Origin of the sequence: Kribbella sp. NBC_00382 (genome assembly GCF_036067295.1) — a bacterium.
Classification (GTDB): Bacteria; Actinomycetota; Actinomycetes; order Propionibacteriales; family Kribbellaceae; genus Kribbella.
Map to the genome: position 1 here is coordinate 4,791,756 of NZ_CP107954.1, position 25,696 is coordinate 4,817,451.

General features: G+C 68.2%; 22 protein-coding genes, 1 tRNA gene and 1 pseudogene. 15 read left to right on the forward strand and 9 right to left on the reverse strand.

Going from position 1 to position 25,696, the window contains the following annotated elements; genetic code table 11:
* The first annotated feature begins 28 nt into the window (after window positions 1–28).
* Entirely contained in the window at window positions 29–463 is a 435-nt protein-coding gene (locus tag OHA70_RS23180) for a MarR family winged helix-turn-helix transcriptional regulator (protein WP_328320984.1), read from the forward strand.
* On the opposite strand, the gene OHA70_RS23185 is transcribed toward OHA70_RS23180, so the two are convergent.
* Window positions 434–1,231 carry a hypothetical protein gene (locus OHA70_RS23185; protein ID WP_328320986.1) on the reverse strand — a complete coding sequence of 266 codons (798 nt, stop codon included), beginning with the start codon at window positions 1,229–1,231 and terminating at the stop codon, window positions 434–436. The two genes, OHA70_RS23180 and OHA70_RS23185, sit on opposite strands and share 30 nt — an antisense overlap.
* Before the next feature lie 31 nt (window positions 1,232–1,262).
* On the opposite strand from OHA70_RS23185, the gene OHA70_RS23190 reads away from it, so the two are divergent.
* The 5 genes and pseudogenes from OHA70_RS23190 to OHA70_RS23210 all read left to right on the forward strand — a co-directional run bounded on the left by OHA70_RS23190 (window position 1,263) and on the right by OHA70_RS23210 (window position 3,678).
* Window positions 1,263–1,529 (forward strand): sigma-70 family RNA polymerase sigma factor, encoded by a 267-nt coding sequence (locus OHA70_RS23190; protein ID WP_328320988.1) that lies wholly within the window; start codon window positions 1,263–1,265, stop codon window positions 1,527–1,529.
* Window positions 1,530–1,531: 2 nt separating this feature from the next.
* Window positions 1,532–1,579 (forward strand): annotated as a pseudogene (locus OHA70_RS23195) (hypothetical protein); the annotation flags it as partial.
* A gap of 18 nt (window positions 1,580–1,597) precedes the next feature.
* Complete coding sequence (locus tag OHA70_RS23200) at window positions 1,598–2,071, forward strand: nuclear transport factor 2 family protein (RefSeq protein WP_328320989.1); 474 nt, start codon at window positions 1,598–1,600, stop codon at window positions 2,069–2,071.
* 348 nt (window positions 2,072–2,419) lie between these two features.
* Window positions 2,420–3,037, forward strand: coding sequence for a DMT family transporter (locus OHA70_RS23205; RefSeq protein ID WP_328320991.1), 618 nt, complete (start codon window positions 2,420–2,422; stop codon window positions 3,035–3,037).
* Complete coding sequence (locus OHA70_RS23210; protein WP_328320993.1) at window positions 3,037–3,678, forward strand: alpha/beta fold hydrolase; 642 nt, start codon at window positions 3,037–3,039, stop codon at window positions 3,676–3,678. Before OHA70_RS23205 ends, OHA70_RS23210 begins: the two co-directional genes overlap by 1 nt.
* Here the strand turns inward: OHA70_RS23210 and OHA70_RS23215 are convergent, their stop codons facing one another.
* The 5 genes from OHA70_RS23215 to OHA70_RS23235 are packed head-to-tail and all read right to left on the reverse strand — an operon-like array spanning window position 3,679 to window position 9,914.
* The gene (locus tag OHA70_RS23215; RefSeq protein ID WP_328320995.1) at window positions 3,679–5,394 is read right to left on the reverse strand and encodes a glycoside hydrolase family 35 protein; all 1,716 of its coding nucleotides are present in this window, start codon (window positions 5,392–5,394) and stop codon (window positions 3,679–3,681) included.
* Between the two features lie 30 nt (window positions 5,395–5,424).
* Window positions 5,425–6,762 (reverse strand): ABC transporter substrate-binding protein, encoded by a 1,338-nt coding sequence (locus tag OHA70_RS23220; RefSeq protein WP_328320997.1) that lies wholly within the window; start codon window positions 6,760–6,762, stop codon window positions 5,425–5,427.
* An 11-nt stretch (window positions 6,763–6,773) separates the two neighbouring features.
* Complete coding sequence (locus OHA70_RS23225; protein ID WP_328320999.1) at window positions 6,774–8,171, reverse strand: ricin-type beta-trefoil lectin domain protein; 1,398 nt, start codon at window positions 8,169–8,171, stop codon at window positions 6,774–6,776.
* A 13-nt stretch (window positions 8,172–8,184) separates the two neighbouring features.
* A complete protein-coding gene (locus tag OHA70_RS23230) occupies window positions 8,185–9,051 on the reverse strand; it encodes a carbohydrate ABC transporter permease (RefSeq protein ID WP_328321001.1) in 867 nt (288 codons plus the stop codon).
* Entirely contained in the window at window positions 9,048–9,914 is an 867-nt protein-coding gene (locus tag OHA70_RS23235; RefSeq protein ID WP_328321003.1) for a carbohydrate ABC transporter permease, read from the reverse strand. The genes OHA70_RS23230 and OHA70_RS23235 overlap by 4 nt, the downstream gene beginning before the upstream one ends.
* 101 nt (window positions 9,915–10,015) lie before the next feature.
* Between OHA70_RS23235 and OHA70_RS23240 the strand changes: the two genes are divergently transcribed.
* Window positions 10,016–11,050 carry a LacI family DNA-binding transcriptional regulator gene (locus OHA70_RS23240; RefSeq protein ID WP_328321005.1) on the forward strand — a complete coding sequence of 345 codons (1,035 nt, stop codon included), beginning with the start codon at window positions 10,016–10,018 and terminating at the stop codon, window positions 11,048–11,050.
* A gap of 26 nt (window positions 11,051–11,076) precedes the next feature.
* Here the strand turns inward: OHA70_RS23240 and OHA70_RS23245 are convergent, their stop codons facing one another.
* Together OHA70_RS23245 and OHA70_RS23250 are read right to left on the reverse strand one after the other, a co-directional pair.
* Complete coding sequence (locus tag OHA70_RS23245; protein ID WP_328321007.1) at window positions 11,077–11,838, reverse strand: GntR family transcriptional regulator; 762 nt, start codon at window positions 11,836–11,838, stop codon at window positions 11,077–11,079.
* Window positions 11,839–11,961: 123 nt separating this feature from the next.
* Window positions 11,962–12,888: an aldo/keto reductase gene (locus OHA70_RS23250; RefSeq protein WP_328321009.1), complete on the reverse strand. Its 927-nt coding sequence runs from the start codon at window positions 12,886–12,888 to the stop codon at window positions 11,962–11,964.
* Between the two features lie 123 nt (window positions 12,889–13,011).
* Between OHA70_RS23250 and OHA70_RS23255 the strand changes: the two genes are divergently transcribed.
* Genes OHA70_RS23255 through OHA70_RS23275 form a run of 5 tightly spaced genes read left to right on the forward strand, consistent with a single transcriptional unit; the run spans window position 13,012 to window position 18,101 of the window.
* Window positions 13,012–13,356: a hypothetical protein gene (locus OHA70_RS23255; protein ID WP_328321011.1), complete on the forward strand. Its 345-nt coding sequence runs from the start codon at window positions 13,012–13,014 to the stop codon at window positions 13,354–13,356.
* A gap of 26 nt (window positions 13,357–13,382) precedes the next feature.
* Window positions 13,383–14,717, forward strand: coding sequence for a glycosyltransferase (locus tag OHA70_RS23260; protein WP_328321013.1), 1,335 nt, complete (start codon window positions 13,383–13,385; stop codon window positions 14,715–14,717).
* Complete coding sequence (locus OHA70_RS23265; protein WP_328321015.1) at window positions 14,717–16,090, forward strand: hypothetical protein; 1,374 nt, start codon at window positions 14,717–14,719, stop codon at window positions 16,088–16,090. The genes OHA70_RS23260 and OHA70_RS23265 overlap by 1 nt, the downstream gene beginning before the upstream one ends.
* Complete coding sequence (locus tag OHA70_RS23270) at window positions 16,087–16,800, forward strand: hypothetical protein (protein WP_328321017.1); 714 nt, start codon at window positions 16,087–16,089, stop codon at window positions 16,798–16,800. The genes OHA70_RS23265 and OHA70_RS23270 overlap by 4 nt, the downstream gene beginning before the upstream one ends.
* Before the next feature lie 2 nt (window positions 16,801–16,802).
* A complete protein-coding gene (locus OHA70_RS23275) occupies window positions 16,803–18,101 on the forward strand; it encodes a hypothetical protein (RefSeq protein WP_328321019.1) in 1,299 nt (432 codons plus the stop codon).
* Window positions 18,102–18,158: 57 nt separating this feature from the next.
* On the opposite strand, the gene OHA70_RS23280 is transcribed toward OHA70_RS23275, so the two are convergent.
* Window positions 18,159–18,235: transfer RNA gene (locus OHA70_RS23280), tRNA-Arg, on the reverse strand.
* A gap of 217 nt (window positions 18,236–18,452) precedes the next feature.
* Between OHA70_RS23280 and OHA70_RS23285 the strand changes: the two genes are divergently transcribed.
* The 3 genes from OHA70_RS23285 (at window position 18,453) to OHA70_RS23295 (ending at window position 25,660) form a co-directional block, all read left to right on the forward strand.
* Window positions 18,453–20,111 (forward strand): PrsW family intramembrane metalloprotease, encoded by a 1,659-nt coding sequence (locus tag OHA70_RS23285; protein WP_328321021.1) that lies wholly within the window; start codon window positions 18,453–18,455, stop codon window positions 20,109–20,111.
* A gap of 90 nt (window positions 20,112–20,201) precedes the next feature.
* A complete protein-coding gene (locus OHA70_RS23290; protein WP_328321023.1) occupies window positions 20,202–23,999 on the forward strand; it encodes a dynamin family protein in 3,798 nt (1,265 codons plus the stop codon).
* On the forward strand, window positions 23,996–25,660 hold the full coding sequence (locus OHA70_RS23295) for a GTPase (RefSeq protein WP_328321025.1): 1,665 nt from the start codon (window positions 23,996–23,998) through the stop codon (window positions 25,658–25,660). Before OHA70_RS23290 ends, OHA70_RS23295 begins: the two co-directional genes overlap by 4 nt.
* The last annotated feature ends 36 nt before the right edge of the window (window positions 25,661–25,696 follow it).

The window sequence follows — 25,696 nt, forward strand, 5'->3', positions numbered from 1 at the left end:
CAATAAAGGCCGAAAAGAGATCCCTGAGATGACCGACACCGAGACGTTGAGCAAGCTCCGCGGCGTGATCTCCCGGCTCGCCCGCGAGCTCAACGCCACGGCCACCGCCGAGGGACTGACCCCGACCCAGGCCTCGGTGCTCGGCCTGATCGCCTTCCGCGGCCCACTGGGCCTGACCGAGCTGGCTCAGCTCGAGGGCCTCAATCCGACGATGCTGTCCCGCGTGGTCGGCAAACTGACCGAACTCGGCCTGATCCAGCGCGACCCCAACCCCGACGACCTCCGCGCCATCCGCGTCGAAGCCACCGACGCCGGCCGCCACCTCCACGAACGGGTCAAACTCCTCCGCACCGAAGCCATCGGCACCTGCCTCGACCAGCTCCCGGCGGACACAGCGAAGACCATCATCGATGCGCTCCCCGCCCTGGATGAGCTAGCCCAGGCGATGCGCGCCTCGCACTAGTTCCTGTACTTCGTACTGGTCAGGTGTCAGCGAGACGGTGAGGGCGCAACCCGATCGGCCGCATTCACAGGCAAAGTCGTAAGGCTGCTGTGGCTGGCCGATATCGGCGAGCCAGAGGCGGATCTGACGGCTGGCCGCGAGGTTCTCGATGCGGCGTTGCCGACTCAGCTCCTCGCCGGCTGTGAGTCGCGGCTGCGGACCTAGTCCCGTTCTGACCGCTGTCGTGATCGCTGCCCAGTCGGCGTCCGCGGGGACCTCGATCAAGGGCTGCCCGAACTGCGATGTCTCCTGCCGCACGCGGTCGGCAAGGAGCGCATCGCGGGCAAGCAAGCCTTCGAGGCGAGCGCGTCCCCGGGGATCCTCGACGCGAGCAAGCCGTGCCTCCCGCGCCCGCCGCGTCTGCTCGGCGTCCGGCATCAGCCACACCGCGGCTCGCACCCCATCGGCAACCATCGACGGATATAGCTGCGGCCCTTCAACCAACGCCGGTACTCCGCCCAGCCCACGCCCCCGCACATCCTCGACGACCAGCTCCAGCCGCAACCGCCCGATCCGTACGAACGCGTCGGCCGCAACCTCCGCCCCCTCGGCCAGGTCCTCCTCGAGCGACCGCTGCGCCGGCATCCGCCCCACATGGTCGTAGGTCCACAGATCCACCGGATGCAACGGCAGATCCAGCTCCCTCGCCAGCCGCCGCGCAATCGTCGACTTCCCAGCCCCCGGCGCCCCACCGATCCAGATCATCCCCGGCCAACTCATGCGCCTCATCCTGACATCCACCAGGTGCTTTGATGGCCGCGTGGACTTCGAAGTACGAACGGCACCGTTTCGCCGCGAGCTGCTGGCCCTCTGCTATCGGATGTCCGGGTCCAACCACGATGCCGAGGACCTGCTGCAGGAGACGATGATCCGCGCCTGGCGGGCCTTCGACCGGTACGACGAGACGCGCGCCTCGCTGCGCACCTGGCTCTACCGGATCGCCACGAACACCTGCCTCACCGAACCCTCCGGCTCGCACTCATCGCCGCGCTGCAGTTCCTCCCGGCCAAGCAGCGCGCAGTACTGATCCTGCGCGACGTCCTCGCCTGGTCCGCGGCCGAAACCGCCGGCATGCTCGAGTTGAGCACAGCGTCGGTGAACAGTGTTCTGCAGCGAGCGCGAGCGAAGCTCAAGGAGACAGGTCTGGCGGAGGAGGACCTCCTCGAGCCCGACGACCCCAAGTGCGTCGACTTCCTCAACCGGTACATCGAAGCCTTCGAGCGCGCCGACGTCGCGGCCTTCACGGACCTGCTGACCGAGGATGTCCTGCTGGAGATGCCGCCGTTCTACAACTGGTTCCGCGGCCGGGAGTACCGCCTGCGGTTCGTCGCGCGGGTCTTCAAGCTCCGCGGTACCGACTGGAAGGTCCACACGATCGCGGCGAACGGCCAGCCCGGGCCTCCTCCCCCCATCGACAGCCCGAGTCGTCCACCCCCACCGGCTGACCGAGCGGTCCAGACCCAGGTGGGTCCGAAGTCGCATGCCCTGCCAGGCGCCTCCGGACCCACCTGCCTCCACCTCACTTCCGGTATCGCCCCAGCCTCCGCCCCCACACATTTCGGTGGTTAACCCCTCACCTTGTGGGTTGCCACCCCCGAACCCGGGGTGACAACCCACAAGGTGAGGGGTTAACCACCGAAATGGGGGACGGGGGACGGGGGCGATGGGGGATTGGGACGAGTAGACGGTGTCTACCTCGATGGTGTAGACACTGTCTACGTGATGGTTCTGGGGATTCTCACGGTGGCGGCGTTGTGTCATGCCGGGTGGAATTTGTTGATGAAGAGGTCGGGGGAGCAGGGGCCGCAATTCGTTTGGTTGTGTGCGGTCATTGCTGCGCCGGCGTCTGTGGGGCTGCTGGTGTGGGCCGGGGTGCAGGGGGAGTTGGCGAGGAGTTGGCCGGCTGGGGTGGTGAGCATGGTGTTGCACACCGTGTACTCGGTGGTGTTGCAGTGGGCTTATAAGAACGGCGACTTCAACGTTGTGTACTCCGTCAGCCGGGGGACGACCCCCGTCATCGTCACCCTCGCCGCCATCCCGTGGATCGGGAGGCCGTCCCCGCAGGCGTGGTGTGGTGTCGCGGCGGTCCTCATCGGTGTGATGGTGATGGATCGCGTCGCCTCCAGCCGCGGAAGCGTCCCAGGACTGGCCGTGGCGGCCTGCAGTGCTGCCTACACGCTCTGGGACGGGTATGCGATCGCCTCACTCGGTGCGAGTGTGCTGCCGTATCTGGCGGTGACCAATGTCGGCCAGCTACTGGTACTGAGCCTGGTCCTCGGTCCGCGCCGCCGCCTGGATCTCAAGGCCTGGCGGCGGGCCTTGCCGATCGCGGTTCTGACGCCGGCGAGTTACGGGCTGGTGCTCGTGGCGATGTCGCTCTCGCCGGTCAGCACGGTGGCGGTAGGGCGGACGCTTAACGTTGCCGTGGGCAATCTTCTGGGAGTTGTCGTACTCCGGGAACGCCTCACCCTCGTCACCCTGGCCGGCCTGGCCGCGGTGCTGGGCGGCGTCCTCCTCGTCTCGATGGGAACCTGATGAAACACCTCGTCTGCCTGCACGCCGCCGGAAGCAGCCCGGCCACCTGGGACCACCTCAAGCCTGCCCTGGTCGGCCTCGGCTATCGCGTGCACACGCCTACGCTGCTGGGACATGGGAGTGCCGAGCGGCGTACGGCGTACCCGCTGGATGCCTTCGCGGACCACGTGCTGAAGGAAATCGACGGCCGGTTCACCCTGATCGGGGCCTCGCTAGGCGCTTTCGTAGCGACCCTGATCGCTCAACGCGAGCCGGACCGGATCGACCGACTGGTACTAGAGGAGCTGCCCGTACCGCGACGGACCAGCGACGACGACCCACCAAGCAACAAACGCGGTACCGGCCTGGTACTACGAGCAATGGGCCTCCTCAACCGCGGCCGCTTCGACCCGGCGATGCTCCGCCAAATCGTCGCCGAGCTCCACAAGCCCCGCCCGCAATGGTGGGCCGCCCTACCGACGATCACCGCCCCCACACTCCTGCTCGCAGGCGGAACCACAAGCCACCTCGACCAGAGCCGCTTCGCACTCGTCGCCAAGGAGCTGCCGGCCTCGACCGTCACCACGATCGAGGCAGGCCACCGAATCCACTCCAAGGCGCCGGACCGATGGCTGGCCGCGGTCTCGCCCTTCATCGGTTAGCTACAGCTCAAGCGGGCCGAGCAATGCGCCGGCCGTGAACTCCGCGGTCCGGGAAGCCATCGTGTCGAGCTCAAGGACAACCAGTTCGTTCGCCCCACGAAGAACGACAGGCCCAGGTACGTACAGCGTGTGCTGAGGCCCGCGATGCCAGTACCGCCCCAGACAGAAGCCGTTCACCCACGCAAACCCCTTGCCCCAGGCATCGGTCTTGAGGAAGTGGTCGACCGGCCCGTCGGCCTCGAAGCTCGCTCGCCAGGCGGTCGGCCCTGGAACCAGGCCACCACCACCGACGGCCGCGGGGACAGCGTCGAGATCGATGACGCAGGTCTCCCAGTCGGTCAGCGGTGTCGAGTCCAGCAGGACCCCACCAACCAGCCCCTTCGGTTCGCCGATCCGCGGACCGTAGTTGACCCGCCCCTGATCCTCGACCACCAGCTCCAGCCGCCCGCGACCATGCGGAAGGAGGATCGCCCGGTCATGGTTCTCGCGTTCCAGAACGCCGACCGGCTGCCCGTCGAGCAACACGTGGGCCCGATCACGGACCTCACCAACCGAGAGCAGCGCGGGCCCGTCGACGGCGATCTCGGTCCGATAGATCGCGAGCCGGGCACCTAGCTCGTCCAGGGTCGGCAGCGACGCATGCGGCGTCCAGTTCCGTCGAACGGAAACCGGGTCGCCCAGTGGTACCGAGAACTCCGGCGCCGGCTCGACCGCATCCAGTGCGAGAGGCGGTACCGGCGCATAGCGCGAGATCACTTCCCGGAAGGCGTGGTACTTCGCGGTGAAGTTGCCCGCCTCGTCCAGCGGCGCGTCGTAGTCGTACGACGTGACCGTCGGCCGATAGACCCCTTTGTCATTGGCCCCATTGGTGAGGCCGAAGTTCGTACCGCCATGGAACATGTACACGTTGACCGACGCCCCTGCCGCCAGCAATGTGTCCAGCTCGGCCGCTGCCTCAGAGACCGAAGTCGTGTGATGTGGACCGCCCCAGTGGTCGAACCATCCGTCCCAGAACTCCATGCACATCAACGGCCCCGTCGGCTGATGCGCCCGCAACGTCCGCAGCCTCTCGGTACTACGGGAGCCGAACGACCCAGTACGCAGCACACCGTCCAGCCCGCCGGCCGCGAGCATCTCGTCCACCGGCTGATCCACGGTCACCAGTGGCACCGTGATCCCGCCCTGGCCGATCAGGTCCGCGACCGCCTTCAGGTAAACCTGGTCATCCCCGAAGGCGCCGTACTCGTTCTCGACCTGGACGAGCAGCACCGGGCCACCGTGATGGACCTGCAGCGGCTCCACGATGCGCAGTACCTGCTCCAGGTACTGCGCGATCGCGGCCATGAACTGCTTCTCGTACCGGCGAACCCCCACGCCCGACTCCCGGAAGAGCCAGGCGGGGAGGCCACCGTTGTCCCACTCCGCGCAGATGTACGGACCCGGGCGGACGATCGCGTACATCCCGGCATCGGCCACCAACCGCAGGAACCGCGCCAGGTCGAGGATCCCCGAGGTGTCGAAGACCCCCGGCCGCGGGCTGTGCGCGTTCCACGGCACGTAGGTGTCGATGGTGTTGAGTCCCATCAGGCGGGCCTTCTCGATCCGGTCCGCCCAGGAGTCCGGGTGGACGCGGAAGTAGTGCAGGGCGCCGGACAGGATCCGGAACGGCGCACCGTCGAGGAGGAAATCGGACTCACCGATCGTGAAGTCGGACATGGATCCCTTTCTGCGCGGGAAACGTGGAGGTCAGCCGTTGGTCTGGAAGCCCTGCTGGTTGCCGTAGCTCACCAGCGCGTCCTGCCAGGCCTTGAGCGCCGGGTTCAGGTCGGACTTGCTCTGGTACGCCTTGCCGACGGTGTCGCCGAAGATGCTGTTCGCGTAGAGCTGGAACGGCAGGTAGCTCCAGTCCTTCACGACCGAGTCGGCCGCGCCGGTGAGTACCTGGTTGATCTTCTGCCCACCGAAGTACGCGCTCGGCTTGTCGACGAAGGCGGGATCCTTGAGGTCGGCAACGGTCGACGGGAAGCCGCCGCTGGCCAGGAACGGCTTCACGCCGTTGTCATGGTTGAGCCATTTGACGAAGCCGGCCGCCAGCGCCGGGTTCGCGCTCTGCTTGAGGACCGACTGGGTGCTGCCGCCGTTCTCCGCGGTGGCCGGCTGTCCGTCGTACGTCGGGAGCGGCGCGACCGCCCACTTGCCCGCACCACCCTTGACCGACGATTCGAGCACGCCCGGCATCCAGGCGCCGACCGCTAGCGAGGCGATCGTGCCGTCGCCGAGCGCCTTGAACCACTCGTCCGACCAGCCCGGAATGCTCGCCACCAGACCGCCCTCGACGAGTTGGTTCCAGACCCCCGTCCACTTCTGGGTACCGGCGTCCGCGAGGTTGATCGTGACGGCTTTCCCATTGGTGCTGAAGGGCTTGCCGCCGGCCTGCCAGATCATGCTGGTCGCGAAGCCGGCGTCACCGGTGTCGTTGGTGAGGAACTTCTTGGGGTCGGCGGCGTGCAGCTTCTTCGCGGCCGCGACGTACTCGTCCCAGGTCTTCGGCACGGTGATGCCGTACTTGCCGAAGACCTCCTTGTTGTAGAAGAGGGCCATCGGGCCCGAGTCCTGCGGCAGGCCGAAGAGTCCGTCGCCGGCGTGGACCGCGTTCCAGGTCGACGGCGTGTAGGCGGACTGGAGGCTGTCGAACCCGTACTGGCGCAGGTCGACCAGCGAGCCCGGCAGGGCGAACTGCGGCAGCGCCTGGTACTCGATCTGAGCGACGTCCGGCGCGCCCGAGCCGGCCTTGATCACGTTCTGCAGCTTGGTGTACTGGTCGTTTCCGGTCCCGGCGTTGACGTAGTTCACCTTGACGTTCGGATACTCCTTCTCGAACGCCTTCACCTGAGCCTCGGCGGACGGCGTCCAGCTCCAGTAGGTGATGGTCCCGCCCTTCTCGAGCGCGGCCTTGACGGCGTCCGCCGAACCCGAAGGCTGACTGCCGGCGCCGGTGGTGTCCGATCCACCGCACGCGGCAAGCAGAAGCGACGCGGCCGCAACCGCTGCCGTGGCTACAACGAGCCGATGACTGGTCCTCATGTTGCTTCCCTTCACTGTTCCCACTGCTGGTTGTTCTGGCCGTTGCAGGCCGAGACGTTCACTGCGCTTCCGTTGCCGGTGTCGGCGGCCTCGAGGCACTGACCGGGACGGCCGACGCTCGTGACCGTTTTGGCGGGCTGGATCTCCCAGGCCTGATCGGTGCTGCCGGAGCAGGCGTCGATGGTCGCCGGGCTGCCGGCGGTCAGGCACTTGTTGCCGTAGATCCGAAGTTCCTTGGCGGCCGTGAGGTTCCACGATTGGTTGCCGCCGCCGTTGCAGTCCCACAGATCGAGAGCGGTGCCATTGGTGGTGGAGGCACCCGGTACGTCGAGACAGCGGCCGCTTGCCACTCCGCGCAGTTCCGCACCTGGTGGCGCGGGCGGAAGGTCGTTGACCGGTTCCTTCTTCAGGAGGCCCCAGCCCCATTGCAGCTGGGCCAGCCCGCTCGCGTTGTTGACTTCGAGGTCGCGCTCGCTGACCCGAGTGGTCATCGAGTAGGAGTCGCCGTCGCGCAGGCCTGGCCAGTAGACGATGCCCATCTTCTGCTCGCGGGCGACCTGGGTGAGCGCGCCGAGGTACGAGGTGGAGACGTTGCCCTCGTGGTTGCCGTAGTTCAGGCCGGTCGTCATGGGGGAGCCGGCCTCGTCGATGATGGTGCGCCAGCCGTACTGGCCGATCCGGGGCCGGAGGTTCGCGAGCCATTCCGCTTCGGTGGTGGCGTCGTCCCAGAAGCCGTAGAAGTGCAACGACAGCAGGGTTCCCTTCAGGGCGGGGACCGCGCCGACACCGGTGACGTTGTCGTTGTAGCCGGTACCTGAGATGACGACCCGGCCGCGCGGGACGTTCCGGTGCCGGGCCAGCCAGGAGGTCGTGACGCCGACCCACTCGTCCAGGGAGTAGCCGAACGGCTCGTTCATCGGCTCGAAGTACACGCGGGGGTTCTTGCCGTACTTCTTGACGACCGTGTCCCACATGGCGGCGTAGGCCACCGGGTCGTCCACCCGGCCGTCCTTGGCGTCGTTGGCCTCCCAGTAACTGAGGATGACCTTGAAGCCGTTGTTGGTGGAGGCGTCGATCGCAGCCTGGTACGAGCGCCACCAACTGGTCCCGACGCTCGACGGGTTGATCGGCAACCGGATCGTGTTGGCCTTCAGCTCCTTGCGGAACTCGCGCACGATGCCGGTGGACTTGCGGTAGGTGGTCGCGTAGTTGTCCGCGGTGCTGAGGCCGGACGGTACGACTTCGTCCGACGCGTAGTTGTCGCGCGGGTCCGCCCAGTTCACGCCGCGGTACTCGTTGGTGTTGGCCGGCGAAGCGGCTGCGGGGATGACCGCCACCACACCGGTCACCAGGACCAGCGCGACGGCGGCGTTCCGCCAGACTGCAGGTTTCGTCCACGTCTTTCTCATTGACGCTGCCCTTTCACTGTTTGACGCTGCCGGCGGACAGGCCGGACTGCCAGAACCGCTGAAGAAGGAGGAAGGCGACGACCAGCGGAACGATGGTCAGCAGCGACCCGGTGATCACCAGGTTGTAGATGGGTCGCGCGCCGACGCCGGTCGCCTGGTTGCTCCACTGGGTGAGGCCGACGGTGAGCGGATAGAGGTTCGGTTTGCTGAGCATGATCAGCGGCAGGAAGTAGTTGTTCCAGGTCGACACCACCGCGAACAGCAAGACGGTGACGATGCCGGGAGCCAGCAGCCGCAGGGCGACGGTGAAGAAGATCCGGATCTCCCCGGCGCCGTCGATCCGGGCCGCCTCGAGCAGGTCGTACGGCACGGCATCGGTCGCGTAGACCCAGATCAGGTAGAGCCCGAACGGACTGATCAGGGACGGGATGATGATCGCCCACACCGTGTTCGTCAGCCCCAGCTTGGAGAACATCAGGAAGGTCGGCACGGCCAACGCGGTGCCGGGGACCGCGACCGCACCCAGCAGCACGGCGAAGACGGCGCGCCGGCCCTTGAACTTGTACTTCGCCAGTCCGTAGCCGGCCGCGGTTGCCAGCAAGGTGGCGCCGCCCGCACCGACGACGACGTACAGCACCGTGTTGCCGAGCCAGCGCAGGAAGATGCCGTCGTCGTAGGTCAGCGTGTCGCGGACGTTGTCGAACAACGCGAACCGGTGACCGAACCAGAGTCCGGACGTGGAGACCAGGTCAGCCTGGGTCTTGGATGCGCTGAGCACCAACCAGATCAGCGGGACCAACGTGTAGACGAGGTACAGCACCATCGCCGCGGTGAGCAGCGGGGAGCGCTTCGGTCGCAGTGGCGACAACGTCCTGCTCACAGCGCCTCCCGGGATCCGCGCAGCTGGACGACGTAGGCGATCACCGCGGTGATGACGCCCATCACGATCGCGACAGTCGCTGAGTAGTTGAACTGCTGGCCCGCGAAGGACAGGTTGTAGGCGTACATGTTCGGGGTGAAGTAGGTGGTGATCACGTTCGGTGCCAGCGTGCGCAGGATGTTCGGTTCGTTGAACAGCTGGAAGCTGCCGATGATCGAGAAGATGGTGGCGATCACGATCGCGCCGCGCAGCGCCGGCAGCTTGACCGCCCGGATCGTCCGCAGGGCGCCGGCGCCGTCGATCGCAGCCGCCTCGTACAACTCCTCCGGCACGGTGCGCAGGGCCGAGTAGAAGATCAGCATGTTGTAGCCGACGAACTCCCAGGTGACGATGTTCGCGATCGACGGCAGCATCCACTTCCCGCTGAGCGGCTGGATCGCGGTGGTGCCGAGCAGGTCGTTGAGGTCGGCGGCCAGCCCGAAGTTGTTGCCGTAGATGAAGCCCCACATCAAGACGGCGACCACGCCCGGTACGGCGTACGGGAGGAAGATCACCACCCGGAAGAAGCTCGCGCCGTGCAGCCGGGCGCTGTCGATGGCGAGCGCGGCCAGCAGCGCGAGGATGAGCATCACCGGTACCTGGACGACCAGGAACAGCCCCACTCGCAGGAACGCCTCCCAGAGCTTCGAGTCCTGGATCGCGTCGACGTAGTTGTCGAGCCCGACGAACACGCTGCCGCCGAAGAACGCCTGGTCGCGGAACAGACTCAGGTAGATCGCGTAGCCGATCGGCGCCAGGAAGGTCAGCGCGAACACGACGAGGAACGGCCCGACGAACAGCCATCCCCTGGACTCTCGGTGCATCTGCCCACAGCCTCCATGTTTACGTCAACATTTCTGGCCAGAAGCTAACGTGTTTACGTCAACATGTCTATAGTTCGGCGGAGACCACCGAGGGGGACGCGATGACTACAGACGAGACGCCGGTACGCCGCCGGCGTGGACCGTCGATGGCCGACGTCGCGCAACTGGCCGGTGTCTCGGGCCAGACGGTGTCGCGGGTCGCGAACGGCCGGCGCAACGTCGACGCCGCCACCCGGGACCGGGTGCTGGCCGCGATGCGCCAACTCGGCTACCGCCCGAACAGCGCGGCGCGTGCGCTGCGCAACGGGCAGTTCCGCAGCATCGGCGTGATCGCTTTCGAGCTGTCCAGCTTCGGCAACACGCGGACGCTGGACGCGATCGCCGCGGCGGCTACGTCCAGCGGTTACGCCGTGAACCTGATTCCGGTGCTGGACGGTACCCCGCGCGACTTGTCGGGTGCCTTCGACCGGCTCGGTGAGCAGGCGGTGGACGGGGTCATCATCCTGATCGAGGCGCACCGGCTCGACGAGGCCGATGTCCAGATGCCCGACGGGATGCCGGTCGTGGTGATCGACTCGAACGCCGATCTCGACTACCCGGTCGTCGACACCGACCAGGCCCAGGGCTCCCGGCTGGCGACCGAGCACCTGCTCGAACTCGGGCACCGAACGGTCTGGCATCTCGGTGGTCCGGAGGACTCCTACGCCGCCTCGCGCCGGCTGCGATCGTGGCGACAGACCCTGACCGACCACGGCTGCCCGGTACCGCCCGTGCTGACCGGTGACTGGTCGGCCGGCTCCGGGTACGAGGCCGGCCGCAAGCTCGCTGCCGACCCTGAGGTCACCGCAGTCTTCGCGGCCAACGACCAGATGGCCCTCGGCCTGCTGCGAGCTCTGCACGAGGCCGGCCGGGCAGTTCCCGGCGATGTCAGCGTGGTGGGCTTCGACGACATGGAGGAAGCCGCCCAGTTCTGGCCGCCGCTGACGACGATCCGGCAGTTCTTCCCCGAGGTCGCCCGTCGCAGCGTCGACGCCCTGATCGAAGGGATCCGGACCGGCGAGCACCACCACCAGCCCGTTGCTGTCGGCACCGAACTGGTGGTGCGGGCCAGTACGGCGCCACCTCGACGCCGGTGACCGACAGAGGCCGCCGAAATGCGGGGTTAGGCGGTAGTGCGGCGCCGGCGGGTCTGGGCTTTGGTGGGGGATGACGGGGGCTCGTCGGGGGCGGCGCCGGCTTGGAGGTCGTGGTAGGCCTTGCGCGTGTGTTCCGTGTGTTCGCGCATGATCTGGGCGGCCTTGTCCTCGTCGCCGTCGGCGATCGCCTTGACCAGGCGGGTGTGTTCGCGCCAGGAGGCCGCGCCGCGGACGGGGGCTACGGGGGTGTAGTACCAGCGGACGCGGCGGTCGACCTGGCCGGCGAAGTCGACCAGGAAGCGGTTGCCGGACATCTCGGTGATCAGGGTGTGCAGTTCGGCGTTGGTGCGGACGGCGCCGTCGATGTCGCCGGCCTCCTGGAGATTCGCGCCGACCTTGCAGAGGTCCCGGAGCTTGGCCACCGCATCCTTGTCGGGATTCCGCGCAGCCAGCCGCGCGGACTCGGACTCGAGCGCGGCGCGGGCGGCCAGCAACTGGTCCACCTCGTCCTCAGCGGGGACATGCACCATCGCGCCGAAACCGGGCCGCAGATCCACCCAGCCCTCGTTGCTGAGCCGCTGCAGCGCCTCGCGCACCGGCTGGCGCGAGACACCGAGCATGCCGGCCAGTTCGACCTCGACCAGGTGCCGGCCACGCTCCAGCGTGCCGTCGATGATCATCTCGGTGAGGGCCTCGTAGACCGACTCCCGCAGCGGCGTCGGCCGCTTGACGTGCCGGACGCCAGGGGAGTCGGAGTTGGCTTCCGGGCCCGAACTGGTTGTCGCCATGAGGTCCTTCCCCGCCGGTGATGAAGAAGCGTAGTGCACTTGGTAGACAGTCTGCCAAGTGCACTACGCCCTGTCAGTGGGCCCTGCAGGGTGCGGCCGAGTGGGGTTAGTTCCTGGTGCGGGTTAGTCGGAGGGGATGGCGTCGAGGGTGGCCAGCTCGGAGGGGGTGAGGTGGATGGACCCAGCGGCGACGTTCTCCATCAGGTGGGTGGGGTTGCCGGTGCCGGGGATCGCTAGGACGTGGGGGCCTTTGGCCAGCGTCCAGGCGATGCGGATCTGAGCGGGCGTCGCGTTGTGGTCAGCGGCGATCGCGGCGACCGGGTCGGAGTGGGCTACTCCGCCTTGCTCGCGGCCGGTGGCGGTGACGGCGAAGAACGGTACGAACGCGATTCCCTGCGCGCCACACATCTCCAGCATGGCGTCGTTGACGCGGCCGAAGCCGACGCCGTAGCGGTTCTGCACGGCGACCACCGGCGCGATCTCCTGCGCCTGGGCAAGGTGTTCGACCCGTATGTTCGACAGGCCGAGGTGCTTGATCAGACCGGCCGCCCGCAACTCGGCCAGTACGCCGAAATGCTCCGCGACCGAATCGAGTCCGGCCTGTCGGAGGTACACCAGGTCGAGCGTCTCGAGCCCGAGTTGGTGCAGATCGTGTTCGACCAGCGCGCGGAGTTGGTCAGGCCGGGCCAGCCCGTGCTCCGTCGGCCCGACCTTGGTGGCGATGACGAGCTCGTCGGAGTACGGGGCCAGCGCGCGCCGGACCGCGTCGTTGGCCCACTCGAGACTGTCGAAGCCGTGCTGCTCGCCGGCTCGCCCGACGGAGGGGTAGAAGCCGGCCGTGTCGAGGTGATTGACGCCGAGGGTGACGGCCTGCCGCAACAACTCGATCGCCTGGTCGGCGCTGCTGCCGAGGCGCTTGGTGCCGAAGCCGATCCGGTTGACGGCCTGCTCGCCGAGCCGCCAAGCTCCCGCCTGATTCGGAGACTTGCGCTCTGCTTCATCAGATGCTATGGTTGAGCTTAGATCTGTGTTCACATCTGTTCTATGCATGTGGATAGGATAAGGCTCCGTTCACTTCCGGTCTAGTGCCGTTGAGGGTTCGGGGCCTGTTTTTTCTTCGGTGGGCGATGGAAACCAGGCGCCACTCGCCCCTCTGCGTGGGATTGTTCCTCCATGAATTCGGAGATGGTCGCGGCCGACCCTGGCCGCCACATGCTCAGTACCTATCGGCACGGCTGGGACGCACAGGGACAGGCCGTCCAGGCGCCGGTCGACTTCCTCGAGCAGGTCGCCGGCTCGCGTGAGTCGCTGCAGCCGCCGCAGGACGAGGACGCGGCCCGTACGGTCGAGCTGGGCGGTACCGAAGTACTGGTCGCCGCATCCCTGCTCCGGGAGCTGTCCGCGCGCCTGCGCCACGAGGCCGCCCGTGGTCTGATCAGCCCGGACGCCGAGCAGCTCGCCGCGCTGTCCGACGACCTCGTCGAGCGTTTCTACACCGCCGCCGGCCTGCGCGGCTGACCGAGATCACCGGAGGAACGAAAAGCATGTCCGATCCCTTCGAGGGACTGCCGAACACTGGTCGCCCGCTGCGCGTACTGGCTCTCGCTGACAAGTGGTACGGCGGTGGGCCGTTCGCGGTGAACCGTGAGGTCGCCCAGTCGCTGGCCAGGATGGGCCACCAGGTCACCGCCCGGGTCACCACGCCGACCGACCCGCACCCGCTGGTCGACATCCAGGTGCTCAAGCCGGTTCCCGGTATCAGCGACACCCGTGCGCAGCTGCTGCGAGCCGACGGCCTGCCGCCGGATATCGACGTGATCCTCGGCCACGGGCGGTTCTCCGGTGGCGCGGCGGGCTACCTGCGCGACAACTTCTACCCGAACGCCAAGGTCATCCACTTCATGCATGTCACGGCCGACGAGATGGACCGCGGCCGCGGCAACCCGCAGCAGTCCAACGAGCACACCATCACCGAGCGGGCCATCGTCGAGCGGGCCGACCTGGTGGTCGGCGTCGGGCCGCTGCTGACCGAGGAGGGCCGCCGGCTGGCGCGGATGTGCGAGAAGCCGCCGCCGGTCGTCGAGCTGAAGCCCGGCATGGTGATGGAGTCCCCGGCCGTTCATGACCCGAACCAGCGGATGAAGAACCTGCTGGTCTTCACTCGTACCGACGACCCGCTGAAGGGCGCCGACATCGCAGCGCGGGCGGCGGCCGAGTTGCGGGCCCGGGGACTGCAGGTGCAGCTGACAATGCTCGGCGCGCGGTCGGCCGAAGTACCGGAGCAGGAGCGGGCGCTGTCCGACATCGCCGGGTTCCCGGTCCGGGTGCGCGGCTATACCAAGGACATGAGCGTCATGGCCGCCGAGATCCGGGGTGCGGACCTCGCCATGCACACGGCCCGCTGGGGTGACTACGAGCTCGCACCGCTCGAGGTGGCCGGCTACCGGGTGCCAGTGATCGTCGGCAACCACACAGGCGTCGGTATGGACCTCAGCGACCCGAACAGCGTGCCGCAGGGCATCGGTGACGCGGCCGTCGTCGACACCACCGGGCTGTCCCAGGACCAGTACCACCTGGCCTTCGCGGACAAGGCGGAGTGGCACCTGCGCAACCCGGACGAGTCGAAGGCCTCTGCCAACCGGCTCGGCGACTACTTCGAGCAGAACCGGAGCTGGGACCACGGCACGGCTGGGCTGGTCAAGGAGATGGAAAAGCACGGCATGATGCCGGAGCCTGAGCCTGGCCAGCCGATCAAGGGCCCGGCCGACATGAGCCGCTTCCTCGGTACCGGTGGCGCGGTCGATTCGTCGAAGGGTGACGGTGCCCGGGACAAGCCGGCGACCGTCACGTCCATCGGCCGGCCGACCCTGGAGCGTTGATGGCGGGCCGCCCATGGGTGCTGGTCGACATCGACGGGGTGCTGAACCCGGAGAAGAACCAGGCCGAGCGGGGCTTCACGCCGTACCGGCTGAAGGGTGAGGAGTATCTGGTCTGGCTGCATCCCGAGCACGGGCGGATGCTGAACGAGCTGGATCGCGAGGGGCTGGTCGACCTCCGCTGGGGGACCACCTGGAACGATGCGGCCAACCGGATGGTCGGTCCGGCGATCGGTCTCGACCGGCGCTGGGAGTTCGTCAACATCGACCGGGCTGCGGCTGGGCCGGTGCGGTTCGGCCACAACTGGAAGGCGGTCAGCGTTCGGGAGGGGGTCGGCGACGAGGCGTTCGCCTGGCTCGACGACGCGATCACTGAGCCGGATCGGTTGTGGGCCGAGGATCGGGTGCTCGACGAGGGCATCCCGACGCTGCTGATGCCGATCGATCGGAACGTCGGCATGCAGGCCGCGCATCTGGATGAGGTGCGGCATTGGGCTCGGAGTGTGTCCGAGCCGTCGCCGGTCAGTGCTGAGCAGTTGCTCCGGCGTACGCCGGACCTCGCGGCCGACCCTGTCGCGGTGGAACGGGCGGAGTGGCTGGCCCGGACGGTGGCGGCTTTGCCGGATACGGTTGCTGCTGGCAACGGGTCGTTGAGTCGTAGTGAGTTGGCGTTGTCTGTCTGGGATCGGACGGCGCATGCGGTCACTGCGGAGTACAAGGCTTCTGATGGTTCGGGCAAGCCTGTGGACGACTTTGTGCGGCAGTCTCTGCGGCGGTATGTCCGTGGGCAGGGTGATGCGGCGGTGGCGTGGGCGGATCGGGCGGCGCTTCGTGCTTCGACTCCGCATGCTGGGCATGTGAGGCCGGTGGGTGCGCATGAGCATCGGTTGGTGTTGCCGGCCTCGCCTGGTCGCGAGCACGGGTACCAGGTACAGGCGTTGATCGACTCAGCTGCTGCGGTGATCGGTACGAATCCTGACTGGCAGCGGGTGCAGAAGTCCGTACAGGTTGGTGCTGATGGGCCGACGATGCTGGTCAACTTGCGGGCCGACCGCAAGACCACGTCGACCGGGCTGACCCTTGCCTTCGGCAACGCTGGGGCTGTTGAGCGTCCGTACGAAGACTTGTTGCGCGGTGGGCCGGAGGCAGCGCTCGAGGCTGTGCGGACGGCGACCGACTACGAGATCGAGCCGCTCGAACAGGTCAAGCACGTCGAGCAAGCAGAGGGTTTGCGTCTTTCGCCGCTGACCGACCCGGCGTTGCTGCCGCCGGGAGCGGCCCGGCCTGGAACTACCCTGCCGCAGGGGACGCGAGCAGAGAACAGCCGCTGGACCGGCACGACCGGCCGGCAGAAGACGACGAGGACGATGGAATGACTTTCGACCAGCCTGAGCGCAAGAGCCTGGCGCAGCAGTCGGTAGACGACTGGGAAGCGCTGCGTAGCGTGGGGGAGCTGTTCCCTGGCACCCCACTGGGTGACAGCGCTTCGCAGTTGCCCGCCTGGCCGGAGAACCTCCAGGGCACGCCTGTGGTGCTTGTTGAGGGCGCCGCGGACGCAGCACTGTACAAGGCGTTGGCTGCTGCTCGGGAACTTGCGCTGGTCGTCACTGACGACGTTGCCGCTGCTCGCGCATCACTGAACGAGTTGGGGCGCCAGGACGTCAAGGTAGCAGCGGAGGCTTCAGCGGTTGCTGACGTACCCGGTGAGGGGCCGGTGCGCTGGATCGGGGCTGGGCGAAACACCAGCCCGCTGGCGAGCCTGCTGGACTCGGAGGTCGCCGGGCGACTGCGGGTCACCCAGTTGCAGGTCGACGGGGGTGCGGGGCCGGTACTGGAGGCTGCAGCGGCTGGGCGGTTGAAGCTGGATCTTGTCAGCCCCAACCCGGACGATGGAGAGCTTGGGCCGGCAGTGGTGGTCGCTGCTGCGCTTGCGCTGCCATTCGTCGACTTCAGGCAGGTACCGGTCGGCGTGGACGGCCATGGCCGGTTCCAGCCGCAGCAGGGCGGTGTCGTCCTGTGGTGGGGCGTGAGTACCGAGGCTGGGGCGCTGCAGGCCTGGCTGGACCGAGTTGACGGCGGTAGGTGACCGTGGCCATCGAACAAGAGCTGCCACCGCTGGCGGCCATCAGTGACGCGTACGGGCTGAAGGACAAGGCCGACCGGGATGCGGTCGAGCGGATCTACAACGCCTTCCGCGCCCACCACGCACGCTTCGTCACCTCGATCGCCCGCGACATGCTGCGCGACCTTCGCCAGGAGGTGGCGGCCAACCCGCACACCCGGGTGGTCTTCCTCGGCCGGGACGGCTACAGCCTCGCCGTGGCGGCCCGGACACTCGATCCCGAGTTCTTCTCGGCGCACTGCCATGACGCTGTCCTGTCCCGGGCGGTCGCGGAGGCCGCAGTACAGGACCTGGAGCAGAACGGTGGGAAGTCCTTCCCCGACATCGCCGGGTACCGGGAGAACACGGCCAGTGTGTCGGCAGAGGACGTCTCCGGGTCGTATCAGCAGCTCACCCGGTACCTGCGTGGCGCCGGCGTCCCGGTCGGTACGCCGGGCAGCCGGGTCGTACTGATGGACAGCTGTCTCAAGGGGACCGTGCAGGAGCTCCTGTCGTCGGCATACCCGGAGACGAAGTTCGAGGGCCGGTACATGTTCTACGACGGCATCGCGTCGGACCCGCACCCGGGGACGAAGCGGGGCTACGTGCTGCACCGTGACGATGGCATCGGCGGCGGCATGAAGGAGCTGCCGCGGGACCCGTCCCTGACGTTCGCCAGCCTCGCGGCCATCCGGACGATCGAGAACTCGCTGCAGGGGCCGCTGAGCAGTCCGAAGGCTCTCGACGAGTCAGGCCCGGTGCAGCGCCGCCTCACCGAGGAGCAGGACCGTACCTTCGGCTGCAACCCGGTACTGGTCGATCCGCCGTACCTGAACCCGGCCGTCCGCGAGGCGTGCAAGGTGGCCGGCCTGCGGGCCGTGATGGACGCGGCAGCCGACGTACGGGACGGGGCACCGCTGGACACCGAGGCGGTGCAGCAGCAGTTCACCAACGACGTCCGTGCCTGGCTCACCCACGCCCCGGGCCAGGACCCCGAGCTGAAGGTCCTCCTGGACAGCTTCGTCCACCGCGACGACCACCGAATGGTCCGCCAGGTCGACAAGATGCTCCACGAGAGCTCCCTGACCCCAGAGGCCCACCACCAGGTCTGGCAAAGCTTCGAGGTAGCCCAAACCCTCCAGGAGAAGCAGGCCGTACTAGCAAACGTCCAGGTCCTGACCCAGCAACCCAAGCCACAAACCGCCGCCGACACCTCTGCGTCCCAGCAAGCCACCCAGCAGGCCGACCGCAGTCGCCGCCCAGGCCAGTCCTTCGAGGTCGGCTGAGCCCTCGACGTCGGCTGAGCCGGGCCGCCCGATCGACGCCTGACCAGCGGGTCCAGGTGGCGCGCCCGGCAGGATTCGAACCTGCGACCAACGGATTAGAAGTCCGACGCTCTATCCAGCTGAGCTACGGGCGCTCGGCCGGATCGGTGCCCGGCACGGATCAGAGTCTCTCAGATGGGGGGCCGATCATGCTCGTGGGTTCCTCCGGCGAGGCGGGTGCGGCGTACCGGCTGCCGGGTCGTCGCCGGACTCCGGCTCGGGCTACTACGAAGTACAGGGTTGTCGTTCCATCCCGGTAACGCCGAGTGGCCGGTCCTGCCGTGTGGAGGGCTCTACAACTAGGCTGCCTGCATGAGTTACCCCTCAGGAGGCCCGCCCGAGTCGCCGCAACCCGCGGTGGAGGCTGTCGGCGCGCCCGGTTCGACCGGCACGCAGCAACCGGAGCCCAACCGGCTCGGTACCCACCCGGTGCCCGGTCAGCGGCGGAACCAGAGCATCCTGATCGGGGTCGTCGTCGCGGTCGCCTTCGCGATCGCCGGGCTGGGCATCTTCGCGATCGTGGCGAAGTCGACCGGCGCCAGCGGGTTCATGTGGGGCCTGGTCTTCGCGTTCATCCCGGTGGTACCGGTGATCGCCCTGTACCTGTGGCTGGACCGTTACGAACCGGAGCCGGCCAAGTACATCCTGACCGCGCTGTGCTGGGGTGCGTTCATCGCGACCCTGGCGGCCATCTTCATCAACACCCAGGCGTCCGAGTGGCTGCACGAGACCGGCAGCGGTGGCAGCCGGGCCGCGGTGTTCGTGGCGCCGCCGGTGGAGGAGTTCGCCAAGGGCTCGATCATCGCGTTGCTGGCGCTGCTGCGGCGCAAGGAGTTCGACGGGATCATCGACGCGCTCGTGTACGCCGGCATGGTCGGCGTCGGCTTCGCCTTCACCGAGAACATCCTGTACTACGGCCGGCTGTTCCATCAGCTGTCCGAGGAGTCGGGCAGCGACGCAGGCCTGCGCGGGACGTTCTTCCTGTTCGTGTTCCGCGGCGGGATCTCGCCGTTCGCGCATCCACTCTTCACGTCGTTCACCGCGATCGGCATCGGGATCGCCGTGCGGCATCGCAGTACCGTCGTGCGGTACCTGGCCCCGATCGTGGGCTATCTCGCCGCGGTGCTCGCGCACGCGTCCTGGAACGGCGGGGCGAGCCTGTCCGGTGGCGGCGGCTTCCTGATCGTCTACCTGTTCCTGATGTTCCCGATCTTCATCGCGATGTTCATCTTCGCGCTGGTGATGAGGTCGCGGGAGGGGCAGATGATTGCCTCCCGGCTGTACGACTACGTGCGGTTCGGCTGGCTGGCGCCGCAGGACGTGCCGCTGATCGCGACGCTGCGCGGGCGCAAGGCGCTCCGGCAGAACGCCAAGCGGTACGGTCCGCAGGCGGCTGCCGCGGCCAAGGCGTTCCAGCAGAACGCGACCGAGCTGGCCTACCTGCGAGACAAGATCGTCCGCCAGGTGATCGGGCCGGACGCGCTGGTGACGGAGAAGGAGTTGCTCGACGAGCTCCGGGAGCGTCGGCCGAGTGTGCCGTTCCCGCCGATGCCGGCGTTTGCGCAGGCGGTTCCGCAGTACCGGGGAGCGCCGCAGGGGTATCCGGTCGGTGTGCCACAGGGTGGGCCGCAGGGGCCGGCGGGTGCGCCGTACCCGGGCAGTGGTGCTCCGGGGCCTCAGTACCCGGCCGGTGGGCCGCAAGGCTCGCAGTACCCGGGTGGTGGGCCGCAGGGCTCGCAGCAGCCGGCTGGTGGGCCGCAAGGGCAGCAGTACCCGGGTGGCGGAGCGCAGGGCGCGCCGTACCCTGGAGGGCCGGGATATCCACCGGGACAGGCGGGTTATCCACCGCCTCAGCCGGGGTATCCCTCCGGGCAGCCCGGCTACTCAGCGGGCCAGCCTGGTTACCCACCGGGACCCCCTGGACCGTCCGGAACGCCGGGAGGATACGGTCCCTATCCACCGTCGCAGTGACTGCCGCCCGTCCACGCCGCCAAACGGGGATGAAGATGACTTTGCTTCTGCGCTGTCCGACCGGGCACTCTGTGCTCGTGGGCGGTAGCCGTGGCTGACACCAGGCCAGCTGGTGAGGGTTCGGAGCGTTCGGGAGAGCCGAAGGTTCCGGCCCAGGATCAGCCTGTCTCCGAACTGGCCCGGCTGATCGCCGAATCCGATGCCAAAGGCAAAGGTTTCTGGCGCCGCCGCAAACGCAAGTCCGCCGGTACGACCGCCGCGCCGACCCTCCAGGCCGAGCCCCCGGCGCCCGCCGCCACAAAGTCCTCCACGGCATCGGCTCCCGAGCAACCGCCGGCCAACCAGCCGCCGGCCGACGAATCGACGCCCGAGAACCCAACGACCGACGAATCGACGGCCGCGAACCCGACGGCCGACGAACTGGCGGTCGACAAGCCGACGGCCGACGCTGCGACAGGCGCTGAGCCCGGGTCCGAGAAGGCCGAAGGCGACAAGGTCACCGATCCCGCCGCCGACAAGCCCGCGGACGCCCCCGCCGACCTGACGACCGAGAAGTCCGCCGATCCCGCAACCGACGCCCCAACCGAAGCTGACGCGCCGACCGAAGCTGTCGATTCGACGACCGAACCTGTCGAGTCGACGGACGCACAGCCGACCAACGGCGTAATGGCGACCGACGATGCACAGGCGACGGACGGCGTACGGGCGACCGATGGAGTACGGGCGACCGACGGCGATCAGCCGGCCGCGGAGAAGCCGGCCGACGACCAGCCGGCAACCCAGCCGCCATCCGAGGTACCGACAACCGACGTATCCGCCGCCTCGTCCCCTGAGGAACCCACCGATGCACACCAGTCTGCCGACCCCGAGCCCGCTACCGCGGTGACCCTGACGGCAGAGCAAGAGGCCTCCCGCCCCAAGGTTGGCATCGTCTACGAGCCGGATGAGTCAGCCGAAGGCTTCCCCCTCGAATACGGCGACATCATTATCGGCCTGCCCAAACAACCAGGCGCCCCCGAAGACCCCGCAGCCCTCCACGCCGAAGCAGAAGCCGAACTAGCCGCAGTCACCGCCGCCGAAGCCGAAGCAGACCCCGAGATCGACTCCCACTCGACCGAGCCTGTAGCCGAGTCCGAAGCTGCCCCAGAAGCGGAAGCCGAAGCTGGCCCCGAGTCGGAGGCCGAAGCTGCCCCCGAGTCGGAAGCCGAAGCCGACCCCCAGCCGGAAGCCGAAGGTGGCCCCGAGGCGGACGCCGAGTCCAAGCAGGATGCCGAAGCGGCCGACCCATCTCCGGCCGACCAGCCGTCCGACGCATCCCCGGTCGAGCCCGCCTCCGACGAGGCCGCCGGCGCCGACTCCGACGGGCCGGACTCCATGTCCGACTCCACCGAGCCCGACTCCGAGGTACCCGGCGAGCGCGAGCCCGCAGCCGACGGCGCGGCTGGGCAGAACGCCGAAGCTGCCGACGAGCCTTCGCCCGAGTCCGACGCCGAGGCTCCCACCGAGACCGACGCTGCCGCCGACCAGGATGGTCCAGCTAAGGCAGACGACGAGCCTGAACAGGACGCTGAACCCGCCGACGAGCCTTCGCCCGAGTCCGACGCCGAGATTCCCACCGAGACCGACGCTGCCGGCGACAACGCCGCCGAGGCCAGCGCGACGTCAGGTGCTGTAGAAGAAGACTCGGAGTCCACCGGCGAGGCGGACACCGAGGGCGAGCCGACCGCTGAAGCTGAGGCGGAACCGACCACCGAGGCCGACGCCGACGCTAGTGCCGTCACCGGCTCCAGCGCGCAGACCGAGAACGCCTCCGACACCACGGCCGATGGCGACGCCACCACCGACCCGGAGGCCAACTCCGACGCTGAGACCGGCCCGGACGGCGATACCGACGCTGGTACCGACGCCGATGCTGGTGCGGACGCCATCGTCGGCGCGAGTGCTGCGGCTGACGCCAGCTCCGAGGGTGACGCCAGCTCCGAAGGCGACGCTGCCAACGCCGACTCCGTACCCGACGCTGACTCCGACGCCACCGCCGAATCGGGGGACGGAGCGGACTCTGGTGCCGCCGCTGACTCCGAGGGCGCTGACTCCGCCGCCGATTCCGACGCCGCCGAGTCCGGTGCCGGCGTTACGGATGCGGTGGAGGCGCGGGAGAAGTCTGCGGAGGAGGTGGCTACTGAGCAGGCGGCTATGGCCTTGATTACCGCGTTGATGAAGTTGCGCGGCGCCTTGGCTGCTAGTCGGTTGCCTATTGATGTGGTGGGGGCTGATGAGGCTCGCCAGCAGCAGAAGGCGATGTTGGATCAGCTTGATGACTATGTGCTGCCGCGACTGGTGCAGCTCGAGGCGCCGGTACTGGCAGTGGTCGGCGGTTCGACCGGTGCCGGCAAGTCGACGCTTGTCAACAGTTTGATCGGGCAGGTCGTCAGCGAGCCCGGCGTACTGCGGCCGACCACCCGCTCCCCAGTCCTGATCCACCACCCGGCCGACGCCGACTGGTTCACCAACGACCGGGTACTGCCGGACATGGCGCGCTCCAGCGGTGACAGCCCGGGTGGGATGGAGGATCCCGGGCAGATCCGCTTGGTTGCCGCCGACACCATTCCGCAGGGCCTGGCCATCCTCGACGCGCCCGACATCGACTCGGTCGTCGAGGCCAACCGTGACCTCGCCACTCAGTTGCTGGCGGCTGCCGACCTCTGGCTGTTCGTCACCACCGCCGCCCGGTACGCCGATGCGGTCCCGTGGGAGTTCCTGCAGAGCGCCTCGGATCGCAGTACTGCGGTAGCCGTCGTCCTCGACCGCGCCCCCGCAGACACGATCGACGACATCACTGGCCACCTGGCCCAGATGCTCCTCGAACGCGGACTCGGCGACTCGCCGCTGTTCAGCATCAAGGAGACCGTTGTCGACGGCAACGGAATGCTGGCCAGCGATGTAGTTGCCTCGATCAAGGACTGGCTGATCGACCTCGCCGCCGACGCCGAGGCGCGATCGGCCGTCGTACGGCGAACTCTGCAAGGCGCCGTCACCGCGATGACCAAGAAGACGCCCCCGTTCGCCAAGGCCGTCAGGGCACAGGCCGACACACTCGTCGATCTGCGGTCGACCGCGGAAACGGCGTACGACCAAGCCGTCAAGGACATCGCCAAGGCGACCCAGGACGGCACCATGATGCGCGGCGAGGTGCTTGCCCGCTGGCAGGAGTTCGTCGGTACCGGCGAGCTGCTCAAGGGTCTGCAGACCAACGTCGGCCGCCTCCGCGACAAGGTCCGTACTGCGGTAGTCGGCGACCCACCGCCGACGCGTGACCTCAAGGACGCCGTCGAGTCGGGCCTGGAGTCCCTGCTGCGTGAGCACGCTGCGGCGGCTGCCGAGCGCGCCGAAGCGGCGTGGCAGTCGACGGCTCCTGGTCGCCAACTGCTCGCGGCCGGCGATCCCGCGATGGGTGGGATGTCCGAGGAGTTCCCGGCCGCGGCGGGTCTCGCAGTACGCGAGTGGCAGGAGTCCGTGTTCGAGCTGATTCGCGAAGAGGGCGCCGACAAGCGCAGCACGGCGCGGATCCTTGCCTATGGCGTCAATGGGCTCGGGCTGGCCCTGATGGTCACCGTCTTCGCCAGCGCTGCGGCAGTACCGGCCGGCGCGAAGGCCGCGACCGGAACCGGTACCGCCGTCGTCGGGCAGAAGTTGCTGGCGGCAGTCTTCGGCGAAGAGGCGGTCCGCGGCCTGGCCGCCAGGGCGCGGGACGACCTTGACGCTAGAGTTCATGCTTTGATGGATGCGGAATTCGCCCGCTACCTGGCTGTGCTCGACCAGCATCCGGTCGATCCCGATGCACCCAGGCAATTGACGGAGGCCGCGCGCGCGGTGGAGGACTGCACGTGACGGGAACTGTGGATACGGTCAAGGGCCTCGCGAGGGGCGCTACCGATGTCCTGACGAAGATCGAGGCAGTCGAGGACGCCGCCGCGGCCGGCCGGGGACGGCTGGACCAGGTGGTCCTGAGTGAGGCTTCGCAGATCGTGGACCGGGCCAGTCAGCGGCTCAGGATGTCCGGCGATCTGACAGTCGTGGCCCTGGCCGGCGCGACCGGTTCGGGCAAGTCGTCGCTGTTCAACGCGCTGACCGGGCTGGACCTGGCCGCGATCGGGACCCGGCGGCCGACCAGCTCGATGCCGCTGGCCTGTGTGTGGGGCGAGGAGCCCGCCGGTGAGCTACTGAACTGGCTGGGCATCCCACGCCGGCACCAGGTGCAGCACCGCAGCTCGCTCGAGGACGCGCACTCCGAGGACCTCGACGGGCTGGTCCTGCTGGACCTGCCTGACCACGATTCCACCGAGGTCGAGCACCGGCTCATCGTCGACCGGCTGGTCGAGCTGGTCGACGTACTGGTGTGGGTGGTCGATCCGCAGAAGTACGCCGATGCTGCGCTGCACAACCGGTACATCAAGCCGTTCGCCTCGCACTCGTCGGTGATGGTGTTCGCGTTGAACCACGCCGACAAGCTCACCGACGCCCAGCGCGAGAGCTGCCTCGCCGACCTCACCCGGCTGCTCAAGTCGGACGGCCTGAAGAACCCGCAGCTCGTGGCGACCTCTGCCATGAGCGGCGACGGACTGGACGACCTGCGCGACCTGCTGGTCAAGCGGGTCAGCGCGAAGCGGGCTGCACGCGAGCGACTGGCTGCAGACGTGGACCGCGTTGCGGACCGGATGGCTAGCCAGTGCGGCAACGCCAAGACGCCGGAGATCGCCCAGGCGGACATCACTGAGCTAGTGGACGCACTGTCGGACGCTAGCGGCCTACCGGTTGTTGTCGAGGCAGTACGCCGGTCCTACCTGCAGCGGGCGACTGCTGCGACCGGGTGGCCGGTCACCAAGTGGCTTGCTCGCTTCCGGCCGGATCCCTTGCGGCGCTTGCATCTGGACCAGGTGCCGCGTCAACAGGGCAAGGCGTTGCGGAAGTCGGCCTCCAACGAGGTGTCGATCGCCCGCTCTTCGTTGCCCGCGGCAACGCCGGTGCAGCGCGCCCGGATGGACACTGCCGTCCGCACGATCACCAACAAGGCCGCAGCCGGGCTGTCCCGCCCCTGGGCCGATTCAGTCCGTACTGCGATCCGCCGGCGCGAGGAGTCCCTCGGCGACGAGCTGGACCAGGCAGTGGCTCGTACTGACCTCGGCGCGAACAACAACCCGGGCTGGTGGGCGGCTGCGCGGTTCCTGCAGTGGCTACTGGTCCTGGTTGCGCTGGGCGGGGCCGTGTGGCTGGTGCTCGCCGCCTTCCTCGACGACCTGACGCTGCCTGAGTGGCAGGGCATCCCGTACGCGACGATGATGCTGGTTGGCGGGGCGATCCTTGGGATCGGTCTAGCGATCGCCTGCCGCCTCTTCGCCACCAGCGGCGCCAACCGTCGGGCTCGCCTGGTAGCCAAGGCGCTCCGCACCGAGCTGGAGAAGGTTGCTGACAGCCACGTTGTCGCCCCGGCTCGCGAGGAGCTCGACGCCTACACCGTCTGCCGCGACAAGCTGGCCATCGCCCGCGGCTAGTTCCCCGGGCTCTAGCTAAGCCGGCCAAGCGCGCTA

Coding starts and splice junctions, on each gene's coding strand:
- OHA70_RS23180 (WP_328320984.1), top strand. CDS start 29: ATGACCGACACCGAGACGTTGAGCAAGCTCCGCGGCGTGATCTCCCGG.
- OHA70_RS23185 (WP_328320986.1), bottom strand. CDS start 1,231: ATGAGGCGCATGAGTTGGCCGGGGATGATCTGGATCGGTGGGGCGCCG.
- OHA70_RS23205 (WP_328320991.1), top strand. CDS start 2,420: ATGGTGTTGCACACCGTGTACTCGGTGGTGTTGCAGTGGGCTTATAAG.
- OHA70_RS23210 (WP_328320993.1), top strand. CDS start 3,037: ATGAAACACCTCGTCTGCCTGCACGCCGCCGGAAGCAGCCCGGCCACC.
- OHA70_RS23215 (WP_328320995.1), bottom strand. CDS start 5,394: ATGTCCGACTTCACGATCGGTGAGTCCGATTTCCTCCTCGACGGTGCG.
- OHA70_RS23220 (WP_328320997.1), bottom strand. CDS start 6,762: ATGAGGACCAGTCATCGGCTCGTTGTAGCCACGGCAGCGGTTGCGGCC.
- OHA70_RS23225 (WP_328320999.1), bottom strand. CDS start 8,171: ATGAGAAAGACGTGGACGAAACCTGCAGTCTGGCGGAACGCCGCCGTC.
- OHA70_RS23235 (WP_328321003.1), bottom strand. CDS start 9,914: ATGCACCGAGAGTCCAGGGGATGGCTGTTCGTCGGGCCGTTCCTCGTC.
- OHA70_RS23240 (WP_328321005.1), top strand. CDS start 10,016: ATGACTACAGACGAGACGCCGGTACGCCGCCGGCGTGGACCGTCGATG.
- OHA70_RS23245 (WP_328321007.1), bottom strand. CDS start 11,838: ATGGCGACAACCAGTTCGGGCCCGGAAGCCAACTCCGACTCCCCTGGC.
- OHA70_RS23250 (WP_328321009.1), bottom strand. CDS start 12,888: ATGCATAGAACAGATGTGAACACAGATCTAAGCTCAACCATAGCATCT.
- OHA70_RS23255 (WP_328321011.1), top strand. CDS start 13,012: ATGAATTCGGAGATGGTCGCGGCCGACCCTGGCCGCCACATGCTCAGT.
- OHA70_RS23260 (WP_328321013.1), top strand. CDS start 13,383: ATGTCCGATCCCTTCGAGGGACTGCCGAACACTGGTCGCCCGCTGCGC.
- OHA70_RS23265 (WP_328321015.1), top strand. CDS start 14,717: ATGGCGGGCCGCCCATGGGTGCTGGTCGACATCGACGGGGTGCTGAAC.
- OHA70_RS23270 (WP_328321017.1), top strand. CDS start 16,087: ATGACTTTCGACCAGCCTGAGCGCAAGAGCCTGGCGCAGCAGTCGGTA.
- OHA70_RS23285 (WP_328321021.1), top strand. CDS start 18,453: ATGAGTTACCCCTCAGGAGGCCCGCCCGAGTCGCCGCAACCCGCGGTG.